Origin of the sequence: Micromonospora sp. CA-240977, assembly GCF_050942285.1 — a bacterium.
Lineage (GTDB): Bacteria > Actinomycetota > Actinomycetes > Mycobacteriales > Micromonosporaceae > Micromonospora.
The window spans coordinates 6,584,587-6,599,596 of the sequence record NZ_CP192055.1 but is presented as its reverse complement, the minus strand read 5'-3'; the positions used below and the strand labels follow the sequence as shown (position 1 = coordinate 6,599,596).

General features: G+C 70.2%; 16 protein-coding genes. 11 read left to right on the top strand and 5 right to left on the bottom strand.

Going from position 1 to position 15,010, the window contains the following annotated elements; genetic code table 11:
- Positions 1 to 106 precede the first annotated feature (106 nt).
- From ACQPWW_RS29920 to ACQPWW_RS29875, 10 genes are all read left to right on the top strand, one after another.
- Positions 107 to 1,162: an ABC transporter ATP-binding protein gene (locus ACQPWW_RS29920; protein WP_433134666.1), complete on the top strand. Its 1,056-nt coding sequence runs from the start codon at positions 107 to 109 to the stop codon at positions 1,160 to 1,162.
- Positions 1,159 to 2,247, top strand: coding sequence for an ABC transporter ATP-binding protein (locus ACQPWW_RS29915; protein ID WP_433127142.1), 1,089 nt, complete (start codon positions 1,159 to 1,161; stop codon positions 2,245 to 2,247). The genes ACQPWW_RS29920 and ACQPWW_RS29915 overlap by 4 nt, the downstream gene beginning before the upstream one ends.
- A complete protein-coding gene (locus ACQPWW_RS29910; protein ID WP_433127141.1) occupies positions 2,244 to 3,251 on the top strand; it encodes an ABC transporter permease in 1,008 nt (335 codons plus the stop codon). The genes ACQPWW_RS29915 and ACQPWW_RS29910 overlap by 4 nt, the downstream gene beginning before the upstream one ends.
- Positions 3,252 to 3,261: 10 nt before the next feature.
- Positions 3,262 to 4,248, top strand: a complete 987-nt coding sequence (locus tag ACQPWW_RS29905; protein ID WP_433127139.1) for an ABC transporter permease — start codon at positions 3,262 to 3,264, stop codon at positions 4,246 to 4,248.
- 143 nt (positions 4,249 to 4,391) lie between these two features.
- The gene (locus tag ACQPWW_RS29900; protein WP_433127138.1) at positions 4,392 to 6,134 is read left to right on the top strand and encodes an ABC transporter substrate-binding protein; all 1,743 of its coding nucleotides are present in this window, start codon (positions 4,392 to 4,394) and stop codon (positions 6,132 to 6,134) included.
- A gap of 167 nt (positions 6,135 to 6,301) precedes the next feature.
- Entirely contained in the window at positions 6,302 to 6,487 is a 186-nt protein-coding gene (locus tag ACQPWW_RS29895; RefSeq protein ID WP_433127136.1) for an AAA family ATPase, read from the top strand.
- Complete coding sequence (locus tag ACQPWW_RS29890) at positions 6,436 to 6,819, top strand: AAA family ATPase (RefSeq protein WP_433127134.1); 384 nt, start codon at positions 6,436 to 6,438, stop codon at positions 6,817 to 6,819. Before ACQPWW_RS29895 ends, ACQPWW_RS29890 begins: the two co-directional genes overlap by 52 nt.
- Entirely contained in the window at positions 6,768 to 7,538 is a 771-nt protein-coding gene (locus ACQPWW_RS29885) for a hypothetical protein (RefSeq protein WP_433127133.1), read from the top strand. The genes ACQPWW_RS29890 and ACQPWW_RS29885 overlap by 52 nt, the downstream gene beginning before the upstream one ends.
- Before the next feature lie 305 nt (positions 7,539 to 7,843).
- Positions 7,844 to 8,218: a DUF805 domain-containing protein gene (locus tag ACQPWW_RS29880; protein WP_433127132.1), complete on the top strand. Its 375-nt coding sequence runs from the start codon at positions 7,844 to 7,846 to the stop codon at positions 8,216 to 8,218.
- Between the two features lie 331 nt (positions 8,219 to 8,549).
- Positions 8,550 to 9,386 (top strand): hypothetical protein, encoded by an 837-nt coding sequence (locus tag ACQPWW_RS29875; RefSeq protein ID WP_433127131.1) that lies wholly within the window; start codon positions 8,550 to 8,552, stop codon positions 9,384 to 9,386.
- Positions 9,387 to 9,516: 130 nt separating this feature from the next.
- On the opposite strand, the gene ACQPWW_RS29870 is transcribed toward ACQPWW_RS29875, so the two are convergent.
- Positions 9,517 to 10,416 carry an NADP-dependent oxidoreductase gene (locus ACQPWW_RS29870; protein ID WP_433127129.1) on the bottom strand — a complete coding sequence of 300 codons (900 nt, stop codon included), beginning with the start codon at positions 10,414 to 10,416 and terminating at the stop codon, positions 9,517 to 9,519.
- Between the two features lie 105 nt (positions 10,417 to 10,521).
- Between ACQPWW_RS29870 and ACQPWW_RS29865 the strand changes: the two genes are divergently transcribed.
- Entirely contained in the window at positions 10,522 to 10,920 is a 399-nt protein-coding gene (locus tag ACQPWW_RS29865) for a winged helix-turn-helix transcriptional regulator (protein ID WP_433127128.1), read from the top strand.
- A 129-nt stretch (positions 10,921 to 11,049) separates the two neighbouring features.
- Here ACQPWW_RS29865 and ACQPWW_RS29860 read toward each other — a convergent pair whose 3' ends face one another.
- From ACQPWW_RS29860 to ACQPWW_RS29845, 4 genes are read right to left on the bottom strand one after another with little or no spacing between them, the layout of a single operon-like run.
- On the bottom strand, positions 11,050 to 11,700 hold the full coding sequence (locus tag ACQPWW_RS29860; protein ID WP_433127127.1) for a response regulator transcription factor: 651 nt from the start codon (positions 11,698 to 11,700) through the stop codon (positions 11,050 to 11,052).
- A complete protein-coding gene (locus tag ACQPWW_RS29855; RefSeq protein ID WP_433127125.1) occupies positions 11,691 to 12,908 on the bottom strand; it encodes a sensor histidine kinase in 1,218 nt (405 codons plus the stop codon). Before ACQPWW_RS29855 ends, ACQPWW_RS29860 begins: the two co-directional genes overlap by 10 nt.
- Positions 12,905 to 14,245 (bottom strand): FtsX-like permease family protein, encoded by a 1,341-nt coding sequence (locus ACQPWW_RS29850; RefSeq protein WP_433127122.1) that lies wholly within the window; start codon positions 14,243 to 14,245, stop codon positions 12,905 to 12,907. Before ACQPWW_RS29850 ends, ACQPWW_RS29855 begins: the two co-directional genes overlap by 4 nt.
- Complete coding sequence (locus tag ACQPWW_RS29845) at positions 14,242 to 14,979, bottom strand: ABC transporter ATP-binding protein (RefSeq protein ID WP_433127119.1); 738 nt, start codon at positions 14,977 to 14,979, stop codon at positions 14,242 to 14,244. The genes ACQPWW_RS29850 and ACQPWW_RS29845 overlap by 4 nt, the downstream gene beginning before the upstream one ends.
- Positions 14,980 to 15,010 lie beyond the last annotated feature (31 nt).

Below are 15,010 nucleotides of genomic sequence, written 5' to 3'. Positions count from 1 at the left end.
ATTTTCACCCTCAGGACTTTCCTGTAAGTTCTCTTCGTCACTGAGGGAGGTGGCCGTGGACAGCTCGGAACCGGTGCGGTCCGGGGAACCGGACGACCGCCCCACCGTGCCGCCGCAACGCTCCGACCAGGACGCCTACCTGCGGGTGCGTGACCTGCGGGTCCGGTTCGACACCGAGGACGGCGTGGTGCGCGCGGTCGACGGGGTGTCGTTCGCCGTCGAGCGGGGCCGCACCCTCGGCATCGTCGGCGAGTCCGGCTCCGGCAAGAGCGTCACCTCGCTGGCCATCCTCGGCCTGCACGACCCCAGACGGACCACCATCACCGGGGAGATCTCCGTCGGTGGCCGCCAGGTGGTCGGCCTCCCCGACGAGGAGGTACGCCGGCTGCGCGGCCGGGACATGGCGATGATCTTCCAGGATCCCCTGTCGGCGCTGCACCCCTACTACACGGTGGGCCGGCAGATCGCCGAGGCGTACCGGGTGCACCACCCGAAGGCCAACCGGCGTGCGGCCCGCCAGCGGGCGGTGGACATGCTGGACCGGGTCGGCATCCCGCAGCCGGCCCGCCGTTTCGACCAGTACCCGCACGAGTTCTCCGGCGGCATGCGCCAGCGGGTGATGATCGCGATGTCCCTGGTCAACGACCCGGCGCTGCTGATCGCCGACGAGCCGACCACCGCGCTCGACGTCACGGTGCAGGCGCAGATCCTGGACCTGCTCGCCGACCTCCAGGCCGAGTTCCACTCCGCGATCATCCTGATCACCCACGATCTCGGCGTGGTCGGGCAGGTCGCCGACGACGTGCTCGTCATGTACGGCGGGCGCGCCGTCGAGCGGGGCAGCGTCGAGCAGGTGCTCCGGGCGCCGCAGCATCCGTACACCTGGGGGTTGCTCTCCAGCGTGCCGTCGCTGCACGGCGACGCGGACGCGGACCTGGTGCCGATCCCCGGCAACCCGCCCAGCCTGATCAACCTGCCGCCCGGCTGCGCGTTCCACCCCCGCTGCCGGTACGCGGACCGCGTCGGCAGCCGGTCCCGCAGCGAGGTGCCGGAACTGCGAGCGGCCGGGGCCGACGGCCACCTGGTCGCCTGCCACCTGAGCGCCGAGGAGCGCGCCACGTTCTACGCCGAGGACATCGCATCCGTGGGGGTGGCCCGATGACCGACGAACCGCTGCTGCGGGTACGCGGGCTGACCAAGCACTTCCCGGTACGCCAGGGGCTGCGCGCCACCGGCCTGGTGCGGGCGGTGGACGGGCTCGACTTCGACGTGCGCCCCGGCGAGACGCTCGGCCTGGTGGGGGAGTCGGGCTGCGGCAAGACCACCACCGGCCGGATGCTGGTGCGGTTGTTGGAGCCGACAAGCGGCAGCATCGAGTTCGCCGGGCGGGACATCACCCACGCCGGCCGGCGGGAGTTGCGCCCGCTGCGCCAGGAGCTTCAGATCATCTTCCAGGACCCGTACGCCTCGTTGAACCCCCGGCACACCGTCGGCCGGATCGTGGCGATGCCGTTGCAGGTCAACGGGATCAATCCGCCCGGTGGGATCAAGGCCCGGGTGCAGGAGTTGCTGGAGCTTGTCGGGTTGAACCCGGAGCACTACAACAGGTACCCGCACGAGTTCTCCGGTGGTCAGCGCCAGCGCATCGGCATCGCCCGCGCGTTGGCGTTGCGGCCCAAGCTGATCGTCGCCGACGAGCCGGTGAGCGCGCTGGACGTCTCGATCCAGGCGCAGGTCGTCAACCTGCTGCGTGACCTGCAACGGGAGCTGGGCCTGGCCTTCGTGTTCATCGCGCACGACCTGGCCGTGGTCCGGCACTTCTGCCAGCGGGTGGCGGTCATGTACCTGGGCCGGATCGTGGAGATCGGCGACCGCGCCGACATCTACGAGCGTCCGCAGCACCCGTACACCCGGGCGCTGCTCTCGGCGATCCCGGACGTCACCCAGCTCGGGCCGGCGGGCCGGATCCGGCTGACCGGTGACGTGCCCACCCCGCTGGACCCGCCGTCGGGCTGCCGCTTCCGCACCCGGTGCGGGAAGGCGCAGGACATCTGCGCGAGCGAGGAGCCCGCGCTGGTGCCACGCGACGGCGGCCGGCAGTTCACCGCGTGTCACTTCCCCGAAGGGGAAGCGGCCAGCACGAGCCCGGAAACCGCAGACACCGGCCGCACTGTGGAGCCCGGTGTGCCGGTGGCCGGGGCGGCGTCGCGCGGGGCCGCCACGAACATCGAGGAGGTGTCGTCGTGAGCCTGTCCCCGGTGGAGGGTGTGGCGCTGGCCGAGATCGAGTCCAGCCCGGACGCGGGCGGGCCGGCGACGAAGGGTGTCGTCGGCCGCTCACCCGGCCAGCTCGCCTGGCTGCGGCTGCGCCGGGACCGGACGGCAGTGGTCAGCGGCGGGCTGCTGATCTTCTTCATGCTGCTGGGGCTGGCGGCCCCGCTGATCGAGATGGCCTATGGCGTCGGTCCGCGGGAGCAGTTCCAGCATCTGCTGGACGGCTCCGGCATGCCGCTCGGGTACGCCGGCGGTGTCACCGGAGGGCACTGGTTCGGTCTGGAGCCGGGCCTGGGCCGGGACATCTTCATCCGGCTGATCTACGGGTTGCGCACGTCGCTGTTCATCGCTCTCGCCGCCGCGCTGATCACCGCGACGATCGGTGTCGTGCTCGGCACGCTCGCCGGCTACCTCGGCGGCTGGCTCGACGCCGTGATCAACTGGATCACCGATCTGACCCTGGCCATGCCCTTCCTGATCATCGCGCTGGCGCTCACCCCCGCCATCACGCTGCGCTTCTACGGCGAGCGGGGGCAGGTGTCGTCCGCCTTCGGGGTGGGGGTGCTGATCGCCGTCTTCGCCCTCTTCGGCTGGACGAGCACCGCCCGCCTGGTGCGGGGGCAGGTGATCGCGCTGCGCGAGCGGGAGTTCGTGGAGGCGGCCAAGGCCAGCGGAGCCGGGTTGGGGCACATGCTCTTCCGGCAACTGCTGCCGAACATCTGGGCGCCGATCCTCGTCTCGTTCTCCCTGGCGGTGCCGCAGTTCATCACCAGCGAGGCCGCGCTCTCGTTCATCGGCGTCGGGCTCAGTGACGAGACGCCGAGCTTCGGCCGAATGATCTACGACAGTCTGGACTACCTCCAGACCGACCCGGCGTACGTGTTCTTCCCGGGCATCATGATCTTCGCGCTGGTGTTCGCCTTCAACCTTTTCGGCGACGCGTTGCGGGACGCGCTCGATCCGAAGTCGTCCCGGTAGGGGTGGAATCATGGCGCGATTTCTGATCAAGCGGCTCTTCTCCGCGACGCTGACCCTGTTCGCGGTGAGCGTGCTGACCTTCCTGATGTTCTTCGCCCTGCCGCGCGACCCGGTCAGCAGCATCTGCTCGAAGAACTGCAACCCGGAGCGGCTGGAACGGGTCCGCGACGACCTGGGCCTGAACGACCCGCTGGTCAGCCAGTACGCCGGTTACATGAAGGGCATCGTGACCGGCCGGGACCTGGGCAGCGCCCAGGGTGGCCGGTGCGACGCGCCCTGCCTGGGCTGGTCGTACGTCACAAACGAGGCCGTCTCGGACACCATCGGCCGGGTGCTGCCGGTGACGCTAAGCATCGTGATCCCGGCGGCCATCCTCTGGCTGCTGCTGGGGGTGGGGCTGGGCATGGTGTCCGCGCTGCGGCGGGGCACCTGGCTGGACCGGGCCGCCATCGGTTTCTCGCTGACCGGCGCCTCGTTGCAGCTCTACTTCGTGGGCGCGGTGCTGCTGCTGGTCTTCGTCTACAACCTGCGGCTGCTGCCGGTGCCCAGTTACACCTCCCTCCTCGACAACCCGGCGAAGTGGGCAAGTGGGCTGGTGCTCGCCTGGGTGGCGCTGGCCTTCCTCTTCTCGGCCATCTACGCCCGGCTGTCCCGCGCGCAGATGTTGGAGACCCTCTCCGAGGACTTCGTCCGGACCGCGCGGGCCAAGGGCCTGGCCAAACGCACTGTGTACGGGCGGCACGCGCTGCGCGCGGCGATCACCCCGGTGGTGACCATCGCGGGGCTGGACGTGGGCGGGGCGCTGGGTGGCACCGTGATCACCGAGACGACGTTCGGCATCCAGGGGTTGGGGCGTACGGCGGTGGACGCGGTGCGCTCGGGCGACCTGCCCACCATCATGGCCACCGTGCTGATCGCTGCCGTCTTCGTGGTGCTGGCGAATGTGCTTGTGGACCTGCTCTACGCGGCCATCGACCCCCGGGTCCGGCTGCGCTGATCCGGGCCCTGTCCAGCGCGTGGCTGCTGGCGAAATTTATCGACAACTGTTACACAACTTGTAGTTTTTCTTCTTTACGATCCTCGGGACGTCGGCGGTTCTCGCCCCGACGAAACGCACGGCACATGGGTGAAGGAGGCTTCATGAGACCACGCGTGGTGGCTGCCGCAGGCGGCGCGATCGCTCTGGTGGTGGCATTGGGTGCGTGCTCGAAGAACACGGGCGAGGGCACCACCGTGGACACCAACCGGCAGCAGACCGGTGTCATCGCGACCGACCCCAAGGACTCGCAGGGGCCGGCCGCCGAGGTGAGCGGCGCCGCGAAGGGCGGCACCTTCACCATCATCCGGGAGTCGCCGATCTCCCACCTGGACCCGCAGCGGACGTACTCGTTCGCCGGTCTGATGACCAACCCGCTCTTCGCCCGCTACCTGACCACCTGGAAGGACGACGGCAAGGGCGGCCTGGTCCTCGTGGGCGACCTGGCCGAGACGCCGGGCAAGAACGTCAACAACGACTGCAAGGTCTGGGAATTCACAGTCAAGGACGGGGTGAAGTTCGAGGACGGCCGGCCGATCACCGCCAAGGAGATCGCGTACGGCATCGCCCGGTCCTTCGACCCGGACCTCTCCGGCGGGCCCACCTACATCCAGGAGTGGCTTGCCGACACCCCGCAGTTCGACACCAAGTGGGACTTCAAGAAGAACAAGACGTCGCTGCCGCCCGGCCTGAGCACGCCGGACGCGAAGACGCTGCGCTTCGAGTTCGCCAAGCCCCGTTGTGACCTGCCGTTCGCGGTCTCGCTGCCGACCACCGCGCCGCTGCCCGCCGACAAGGACACCGGCGTCGACCTGGACAAGCAGCCGTTTTCGTCCGGCCCGTACAAGGTCGCCAAGAACCAGGTCGGCGTGCAGCTCACCCTGGACCGCAACCCCAACTGGGACCCGAAGACCGACCCGGTCCGGCACCAGTACCCGGACCAGTTCGTCTGGAGCTTCGGCCCGACCGCGGACGCCGCAAACAACCGGGTGATCGCCGACAACGGCGCCGACCAGAGCGCGCTCGCCTTCAACACCGTGCCCGCCTCGCTGGTCGCCAAGGTGGCCGGGGACGCCGCGCTCAAGTCCCGGACGATCCTCTCGCCGACCCCGAGCGCGAACCAGCTCGTGATCAACAACCAGCGGGTCACCGACCTGAAGGTCCGCCAGGCACTCAACTACGCCATCGACCGCGAGGGCTTCATCAAGGCGATGGGCGGGCAGACCGTCGCCGCGCCGCTGACCACCCTGATGCCGGCGGCCACCATCGGCTACAAGGCGTACGACGCGTACCCGGCGGGCGCCAACGGCAACGTCGACAAGGCCAAGGAACTGCTCGGCGGCAAGACGCCCGAGCTGGTCCTCGGTGTCGCCGACAACTCGACCGAGCAGCAGCAGGGCGCACAGCTCAAGGCCAACCTGGAGCGCGCCGGCTTCAAGATCACGCTGCGGAACATCTCCGACGACGCGAAGCTCGACGAGATCAAGAAGAAGGACAACCCCTGGGACCTGTACATCGGTAACTGGGCGGCGGACTGGCCGAGCGGGGCGTCGATCCTGCCCGTGCTCTACGACGGCCGCACCATCAAGGCCGAGGGCAACAGCAACCAGTCCTACTTCAACGACCCGGCGATCAACGCCGAGATGGACCGCATCCAGGCCATGCCCGCCGCCGACCAGGGCCCGGAGTGGGCCAAGCTCGACGAGCGGATCATGAAGGAGTACGCCCCGGTGGTGCCGCTCTTCGTCGACGTGGCCTACAACGTGCACGGGTCCAAGGCCGGCGGCGTCTTCATCTCCAGCGTCTTCGGCTACCCGGCGTTCGTGAACGCGTACGTCAAGTCGTAGGTCGTATCGCAGGCAGGCAGGGCCCCCTCCCGACAGCGTCGTCGGGAGGGGGCCCTGCCGTCTCCGGCGGTGGTTGCCCGGCCGGTCGTCCTCGGCGAGGCGCTCCCAGTCGTAGATCTTGGACACTTTCCGTGCCGCGCTAACGGAAACTGTCCAAGATTGCGGGTGTGGTGGGTGAGAAGCGGCCTGGGGCACGTCGAGCGAAGCTGTTCCTGACCGTCGGGCTGCCGTGCACCGGGAAGACCACCGCTGCTCGGCGTATCAAGGTCGAGTGCAATGCCCTTCGGCTGACGAAGGACGAGTGGGTGAAGGGCTCTACGGGTCCGAGAATCCGCCGTCGGCGCAGGACGTGATCGAAGGACGGCTGATCGCCATCGGGCTGCGTGCTCTCGAACTCGGCACCAATGTCGTAATCGACTACGGCCTCTGGAGCCGGGACGAGCGCTCCGCCCTGCGACAGGCAGCAGCAGACCTCGGCGCGACGGTGGAGTTGCGCTACTTCGAACTCGACGGCACCGAACCCATCGACGAGCCACCGGCCGGATTCGCGACCTGGAGCGAGTGGCGTGCGCACCGCTGGCCGCCGTCGGTCTCCGTGCGGGGAGACCCGCCAGGAGGCGATACGGTGGCGCGGTGTTCTCCGTCGGCAGGCGTGACTCGGTCCGGGAGCAGTTGCTCGGACTAGCCGAACGTGACCCCGCCGTCGTTGGGGCGGCCGTCACCGGATCCCACGCCGTCGACGGCGGCGACCAATGGTCGGACATCGACCTGGTGTTCGGTATCGAAGGTTCGCTGGATGCGGCGATGCACCGCTGGACGGAACTGCTCTACCGGGACTTCGCCGCCGTCCATCACTGGGACCTGCCGTCCGGCTCGGCGGTGTATCGGGTGTTCCTGCTTCCCCACATGCTCGAAGTGGACATCGGGTTCACGCCGGCTGCGGAGTTCGGACCGCGCGGACCGCAGTGGCGCACGATCTTCGGTCAGCCCACGGCGGCGAATGAAGATCAACCCCCCGCTCGGCAGACCCTGATCGGGTTGGGGTGGCACCACGCCCTGCACGCGTGGGTCTGCATCCGTCGGCACCGTCTGTGGCAGGCCGAGCAGTGGATCAGCGCCCTACGCGGCCAGGTGCTCGCCCTGGCCTGCCTGCGCCTCGGTCACCCCACAAGCTACGCGAAAGGGGCCCACCTGCTTCCGCCAGAGGTGACCGCACCGCTGCACACCACCCTGGTTCGTACGCTTGACGAGACAGAACTGACCCGTGCGCTGTCCGCGGCTACGACCGCGCTGATCGCGGAAGTCGCGCTCGCCGACGCGGCGTTCGCGGCCCGACTCGCCGAAACCCTCGGCGGCCTGTACGTCGACAGCCGTCCATCCGGCTCCAACCTCCCGCTCCGCTGACGCATCTGCTCAGTGGCAGCTCCGCTGACGTCGCCGGCCGGGTTTGCCATCACGGGGACAGCGTTTTCGGTCTGTCGATCAGCCGCTGAAGACGCGCGCCGCCCGTTGACGAGTTGGCGAATCGTCCTATTCCGGCGATGAATTGTATTGGTCTTGCCGCAGGCGCGCTCTTCGGCGAATGCGGTTGTGTCTCTTGTGGGCGCCGCGGCCACTACGCCTCGGCTGATCGGCTGTTGACCCCGCCGAATCGATCTGTTTTGCTGCCCGCGATGACCTTGAAACCCCTCGAATGACCGGAGCTAGTGATGTCCTTTATTGCCGCAATTAAGTCTGTGTTTAGCCAATACGTCGGCTTCCGGGGTCGGGCCCGCCGGTCCGAGTACTGGTGGTTCGCCCTGTTCAGCATCCTGGTCGCCATTGTCGCCGCCATCCTGGACAGCGCGCTGGGATTGACCTTCGGGGAGGCCTCGTCGACCGGGTTCATCGGCTTGATCGTCTACCTGGTGTTTCTGCTGCCGACGTTGGCGGTCGCGGTGCGACGCCTGCACGACACCGACCGGTCGGGGTGGTGGGTGCTGATCGGCCTGGTGCCGGTCGTGGGCGGCATCGTCCTGCTGGTGTTCTTCCTGTTGGACGGCACGCCCGACGGGAACCGTTTCGGCGCCAGCCCCAAGAGCTGACCGCTGTCCCACACGCCGCGCGTGACCATCCAAAATATGTACGGCACGCCGTAGCTCGATCGAAGGCACGTTAGGGCCCCCCGCCGGCATGGTGCTAGCAGCTCCCGGCTACGCCGTCTGCCTTGCCCGGCGGGGGACCGCGCCGCGCACCTGATCGACTCGGCGCGCGCCTACCTCCTGGTGAACGACCGCGCCAACGCGGCCCGGGTCCTGTTGCGGGCGAACAGCATCACTGGCGCACGTAGTGGCCGTGACCGCGCGCGGCAGGCTCACCGACGAAGTCATCGAGCGGGCACACTGGGGAGGGCACGACGGCGTCTTGGGGACTTGGATGGGTTGCGACAAATTGAAGGGCATCGTGCTGGGCACGGTGGCAGTCCTGGCCGCGCTGCTGTTCACCGGCTGCGACGCGGACGGGCAGAGCGATCCGGAGCGGGTCGACAGGTCGATGAAGACCGACAGCTCGATGAAGGAGGTGCTCAAGGAGTACCAGCCCCGCTTCGAGCAGCGGCGCGCGGCACTCACCGCGGCGGCAGCGAAGGTGCCCGAGACGGGCGTTGGCAAGGCATCGTGTGCCCGGACGCTGGACCCGCGGCCGGAGTTCATCTGGTTCGACCACACCAACAAGGTCCTGGACAGCTACAACAGCCCGGACAAGGGCGGAAACGTCGACATCGTGGCGACGACCGAGGCCGGAGCGCCGGAGCAGATAGTGGACAACCCAGAGTCGACCCTGAACAGGTTCGCCGTGCCGCCGGGCTGGCTCGTCCGCGGCTTGTGGATTACCGGCCCGCAGGGACCACTCGGCACCAACGAATTCACGGTGACCAGCCAGTACGGCTACGAGCCCTACCTCGGGGCCGAGAAGGACCCCGTCCAGAGGCTCCGGAAAATCCTCGACGTCGGGCTGCACAAGCGCTACGTCCTGCTGTACCGCGTGACGACCTTCAGCTTCCCCGACGCCGAGGGCCGGGACATTGTTCGGGCTGACGTGTTCCTCGCCGACCTGGAGAAGGGCGACCTGCCCTGCCAGTTGGTCGCGGACGGCTCCCGCTACGACACGAGGGGTGGACCGGTGGGCTGGGTCTCACTCACCCCGTACACAGACATGCAGACCACCTTTCAAATCCACATCAGCGACAAGCTGAGGTCCCTGACCCGTCCCTGACTCCCGACGCGGCTGACCAGGCCACCGCGACGCTGGTTGGTCGAGCGTCGGGTGGGCATTGCTTGGGATGCGAGCCCGTGGCGCTCGGCAGGCTCGCCGTGGAGCGCGACTGCCGAGCTTCCGCCGCGGATCAGGGGACGATCACCACGCCGCCGCGCACGCCGCCCTGTGCCAGCCGGTCGTGGGCGGCCGCCACGTCGGCGAAGGGGTACACGTCAGCGACCCGGAGCGGGATGTCGCCGGTGGTGACGAGTTTGACCAACTCTCCCAGCCGGGATCCGTCCGGTTCCACCTCCAGCGCGAAGGTCCGGATTCCCCGCACCGGCTCCGGGCGAAGCGGGGGTGACGCGGCCACGAAGCCGCCGCCGTCCCGGACGAGGTCCAGCAGCGAGGAGCCGATCACCGCCAGGTCGACGACCGCGTCGAACGTCCCCGTCGGATCGTCGCGCGACAGGAACGCCGCGCCCAGCGACTCGACGAACTCACGGTCGTCGGCCCCGGCGAGTCCCGTGGCGTGCAGACCGCTCGCCCGGGCCAGCGCCAGAACGAACCCGCCGACCTGCCCGGCAGCGCCGGTGACGAGCACTGTCGAACCCGCCGGGAGCGCGAGCAGGTCGAGGGCCTGGGCGGCGGCGAGGCCATTGGTCGGCAGGGTCGCCGCCTCGGTGGCGGGGACGCCGGTGGGCGCGGAGGTCAGCCAGGCGGCGTCGAGGACCACGTACTCCGCGTGGGCGCCGACAGTGGTTCGCAGCCACGGCGAGAAGCCGATGACCTCGTCGCCGATCGTGAACTCCTCGACCGACGGGCCGACCGCGTCGACGCTGCCGGCAACGTCCCAGCCGGGCGTGTAGGGCAGGCCGGTCGGCAACGGGGCCGGGAACCGACCGGAGCGGACCATCAGGTCGACCGGATGGACGGCTGACGCCGCGACCCGCACCCGCACCTGCCCGGGCCCGGGCTCGGGCACCGGCACGTCGGCCACCCGCAGGACCTCCGACCCTCCGAACTGCGCATAACTGACTGCGCGCATCGTCGTCTCCTTCGTGGCATTGCGTGATCACCACGACCGTACGAATCATCGGCACTGTAAGTAAGTAGGTACCGTAAAGTGCCTAGGGCACCGGAGGAGGAACCGATGGCGACGACATCTGCGGCGCAACGCCGCGAGCAGGCCAAACGCGACTACGACGCGTTCCTGGAGGGCTGCCCGACCCGTGAGCTGCTGAGCAGGCTCACCGACAAGTGGGTTGCCCTGGTGATCCCCGCGCTCGTCGACGGCCCGCAGCGGCACGGCGAGCTGGCCCGCCGCATCGCCGGCGTCAGCCAGAAGATGCTCACCCAGACCCTGCGGACGCTGGAGCGCGACGGCCTTGTCACCCGCACGGTCACCGCCTCGGTACCGGTCCGCGTCGACTACGAGCTCACTCCGCTCGGCCATGAACTGTTCCCGGTCATGATCGCGATCAAGAACTGGGCGGAGACACACATGGACCGCGTCTTCGAAGCCAGAACCCAATTCGACGCCCGCCCCTGAAGGCATACGACGCCGACCGCACACGGGCTGGTTGACAAGGTCATCGACTACTGGCCCGAACCGTACGATCCGCCGCCGGGCCGGGAACACCTCGTGGAGCGTTGTGAAGTGGGCTGGTCGCGGGGCAGCTCAGCGCGCCGCGTTCAGGTAGCGCAGCACGGCGAGCACTCGCCGGTGGTCGGTCCGTGCCTGGGGTAGGTCCAGCTTGGTGAAGATGGCTGTCACATGCTTCTCCACGCTGCGCGGGGCGAGGTGGAGCGACTCGCAGATGGCGTTGTTGGAGCGGCCCTCGGCCAACATCCCCAGGACCTCTCGTTCCCGCTCGCTGAGGCGGGCGACGCCCGCGTCCACCGCCGGCGCCGCCAGCAACTGCCGCACCACCTCCGGGTCCAGTGCTGTCCCGCCGGCGGCCACCCTGCGCAGCGCGTCGACGAAGTCGTCGGTGCTGACGATGCGGTCCTTCAACAGGTACCCGACCCGGCCGGGGTGCTCGGCGATCAGTTGCCGCGCGTACCGGGTCTCCACCCACTGCGAGAAGACGAGCACGCCGACGTCCGGGTGCGCCGCCCGGATCGCCAATGCCGCCCGTAGGCCTTCGTCGGTGAAGGTCGGTGGCATCCGCACGTCGACCACCGCCGCTTCGGGCCGGTGCTCACTGACCGCCGCCCGCAGGTCGTCACCGTTGTCCACAGCCGACACGACGGTGAATCCGTGATCGGTCAACAGCAACCTGATCCCGTCGCGCAGTAGCGGATTGTCCTCGGCGATCACTACTCGCACGGCAACTCCACGGTGATGGTCGTCGGCCCACCCGTGGGGCTGTCCACCCACAGCGCGCCGTCGAGCGACTCGGCCCGCCGGATGAGCCCGGCCAGACCCGTACCCTTGCTTCCCGGCCTCGCCCCGCCGCGCCCGTCGTCGGTGACGGTCAGGCGCAGCGCGCCACCCCGCGCGCGAAGGTCCAGCCCGATTCGGCTGGCCCGCGCGTGCTTCGCCACGTTGGTGAGCAGTTCGGCGGCGCTGAAGTAGAGCGCCGACTCCAGGTCCGGCGGTGGCCGCTCGGGCAGGTCCACCCGCACGTCGACGGGCACCGCGCCGCGCGCGGCCAGGGTCTCGATCGCGGTGCCCAGGCCGGCGTCCAGCGCGGGTGGGTGAATGCCCCGCACGATGTCCCGCAGCTCGGTGAGCGCCTCCACCACCGCGCCCCGGGCCTGCCCCACCATCGTCCGCAACTCCGGCTCGTCGGCCCGCCGCTCGATGCGCGACAGCGCCACGCCCAGCGCGACCAGCCGGGCCTGCGTACCGTCGTGCAGGTCCCGCTCCACCCGCCGCAGCAGCGCTGCCGCGTCCGCCCGCAGCGCGGCACGGCTGGCCTCCAGCGCCGCTATCCGGGCCCGCTCCGGGCCCGGCTCCAGCAGCGCCCCCACCAACCGCCGGTCCAGCCACACGATGAGCCGGAAGTACCACGGGAACACCAGCAGCGCGGTCAACCCCTGCGCGGCCAGACCCCAGGGGCCGCCCCACGGCGGATCTTGGGGAAACCGGTGCATCCACACGGGATACGTGACCCCGAGCAGCCCTCCGGCGATGAGGACCCCGCCGAGGTAGGCGGCCGCGGCCATCAGCGGCAGCCGGGCGAAGCAGTACGCGAGGGCCTTCCAACCGCTGGCGTCGGTAAGCACCGCGCCGGCCCAGCGCACCGGCCCCGGCCCACGCCGGCGCAGGGGCGGCGGGTCCGGCCAACTCCAGCCGAGGAACAGCCGGGCCGGCCCCCGGAAGTACCGAACTGTCAGCCGGGCCAGCAGCAGCACACCGGTCAGCAGCGGCAGCCCGATCGTCAGCAGCGACAGCACCGAGAACACCAGCCCCAGCAGCGCCATCGCGAACGTCGGCACCGCCAGTACGGTGCCGGTGACCGTGTATCCGACCTCGCTCCAGGTGCGGGCGGCCACCGGCGCGCGCAGGACTCTGCCGACGACCGATCTCACGGGTCCACCGCCAGCGACTGCACCGCGGGGCGGCGCATCGCGACAAGCGCCGGCACCACGGTGCCCAGCAGGACCAGGCCGATCACCGCGGCCAGGCCGCCGATCAGCTGCCCGGTGGGCAGGTACGGCGTCCACGTACCCAGCATGCCGTGCAGCATCGGCACCACGGTGACCATCGCGACCACCGTACCCACCGCCAACGCGGTCACTGTCACCATCAGTGCCTCGCAGACGATCACGGCGAGCGCCCGCGTCCTGCTCGCGCCGACCAGCCGGGTCACCGCGAGCTCCCGACGCCGGGCCAGCAGCACCGTCACCAGCGTGTTCACCGCCGCGACAGCGGCGAAGGCGACGTAGACGGCGGTCCCGGAGTACTCCGTCCACACCTGCGCCGGTGGGTCGGGCACGCCGCGCACGTGCACGGACGTGGTGTGCGTGACCACCTTCACCGTGGCGAACGCGATCGCGAGGACCAGCGGCACCAGGGCGCCGGACAGCGCCGTGGACCGCACCGCGAGGTTGTCGGCGGCCAGCGCCCCGGTGCCCCTGAACAGTCGCGCCAGCGGGGCGGCCAGCCGCAGCAGGACCGGACCGAGGAAGCCGGCCCCCACGCACATCGCCAGCATCGTGAAAAAGCTCGACTCGCCAGCCTTCGCCGGGTCGCCGCTGGCGACGATTAGCGACAGCACCACGCCGCCAGCCACGAGCACCGCTCCGATCGCGGTACGCACGAAGCTGACCCGGCGTCGCGGAACGGCCGTCTCGGTCAGCGCGGCGGCGGGGCGTACCCGCGCCGGGCGTACCGCGGCGACCAGCGCACCGACCAGCGACGCCCCGACGGTGATGCCCAGCGCGGCGGGCAGTGCCGCAGCCGAAGGGTGGAACGTCACGCCGGGTGGGATCGCCCCGTGCCCGGTGAGCCCCGCCAACCAGGCGCGGGCGAGCAGGGCACCGAGCGGCACCCCGAGCACTGTCGCCGGCACCGCCACCGCGGCGGCCTGGGCCGCCACCGCGCGGCGTACCTGCCCGGGAGTGGCGCCGACCGCCCGCACCAGCGCGATGTCCCGGCCCTGCCGGGCGATCGACGAGGTCATGGTCAACCCAACGATCAACGCGGTCAGGTACACCGACACCACCACGAACAGCACCGCCATCTCGGGGAGCGAGCTCTCGGTCAGCGCCTGCCGGGCGGCCGGGTCGAGCCGCGCGCCGGACATCGAGGAGTTGGCGCCCAGCGCTCCGGACACCAGCGCGGCGGCCAGGCACTGCGTGACGAACGGTCCGGCGAAGGCCCACGGCTGCTTGCGCAGCGCCTGCCGGGTCAGCCCCGCGCTCACCGGGCCACCGCCGGGTCCCGCACGGTGGCGCGCAGTCGCTCCGCGATGCGTGTCGCGTCGGGCGTCGGGCCGTCCGCCACCACCTCGCCGTCGCGCAGCAGGATGAGCCTGTCGCTCCAGGCCGCTGCCATCGGGTCATGGGTGACCATCACCACCGTCACCCCGGCCCGGTCCACCCCGCCGCGAAACAGCTGAAGCACCTGCGCACCGGTAGCCGGATCCAACGCCCCGGTCGGCTCGTCCGCGAACACCACGGCGGGACGGCCGGCCAGCGCACGGGCAATGGCGACCCGCTGGCGCTGGCCACCGGACAACTCGCCGACCGACCGGCCAGCCAACCCGGACAGCCCGACCTCGGCCAGCACCTCGTCGAGCGGACGCGGGCGCGGACCACCCAGTCGGCGGGGTAGCAGCACGTTCTGCCGCACCGTCAGTTCCGACAGCAGGTTGTACGACTGGAAGACGAAACCCACCCGGTCGCGGCGCAGCCGGGTCAGCGCGCCCTCGCGCATCCGCGTGACGTCCCGGCCGACCAACCGGACCCGACCCGACGTCGGCCGGTCCAGCCCGGCCGCGCACTGCAGCAGTGTGCTCTTGCCCGACCCGGTCGCGCCCATCACCGCCACGAACGTGCCGGCCGGCACCTCGAGTGAGACGCCGCGAAGGGCGGCGACCGGCCGGCGGCGCGAGCCGTAGCCGCGGGTCACCCCGTCTAGTTCCACAACGTTGTCCATGCGATCCAGCCTCGGCGGCGGTGGCGATCCG

What these genes read in the sequence shown, in the direction of transcription:
- ACQPWW_RS29870 (WP_433127129.1), bottom strand. Translation starts at nt 10,416, where the DNA reads ATGCGCGCAGTCAGTTATGCGCAGTTCGGAGGGTCGGAGGTCCTGCGG.
- ACQPWW_RS29845 (WP_433127119.1), bottom strand. Translation starts at nt 14,979, where the DNA reads ATGGACAACGTTGTGGAACTAGACGGGGTGACCCGCGGCTACGGCTCG.
- ACQPWW_RS29915 (WP_433127142.1), top strand. Translation starts at nt 1,159, where the DNA reads ATGACCGACGAACCGCTGCTGCGGGTACGCGGGCTGACCAAGCACTTC.
- ACQPWW_RS29905 (WP_433127139.1), top strand. Translation starts at nt 3,262, where the DNA reads ATGGCGCGATTTCTGATCAAGCGGCTCTTCTCCGCGACGCTGACCCTG.
- ACQPWW_RS29900 (WP_433127138.1), top strand. Translation starts at nt 4,392, where the DNA reads ATGAGACCACGCGTGGTGGCTGCCGCAGGCGGCGCGATCGCTCTGGTG.
- ACQPWW_RS29880 (WP_433127132.1), top strand. Translation starts at nt 7,844, where the DNA reads ATGTCCTTTATTGCCGCAATTAAGTCTGTGTTTAGCCAATACGTCGGC.
- ACQPWW_RS29875 (WP_433127131.1), top strand. Translation starts at nt 8,550, where the DNA reads ATGGGTTGCGACAAATTGAAGGGCATCGTGCTGGGCACGGTGGCAGTC.
- ACQPWW_RS29865 (WP_433127128.1), top strand. Translation starts at nt 10,522, where the DNA reads ATGGCGACGACATCTGCGGCGCAACGCCGCGAGCAGGCCAAACGCGAC.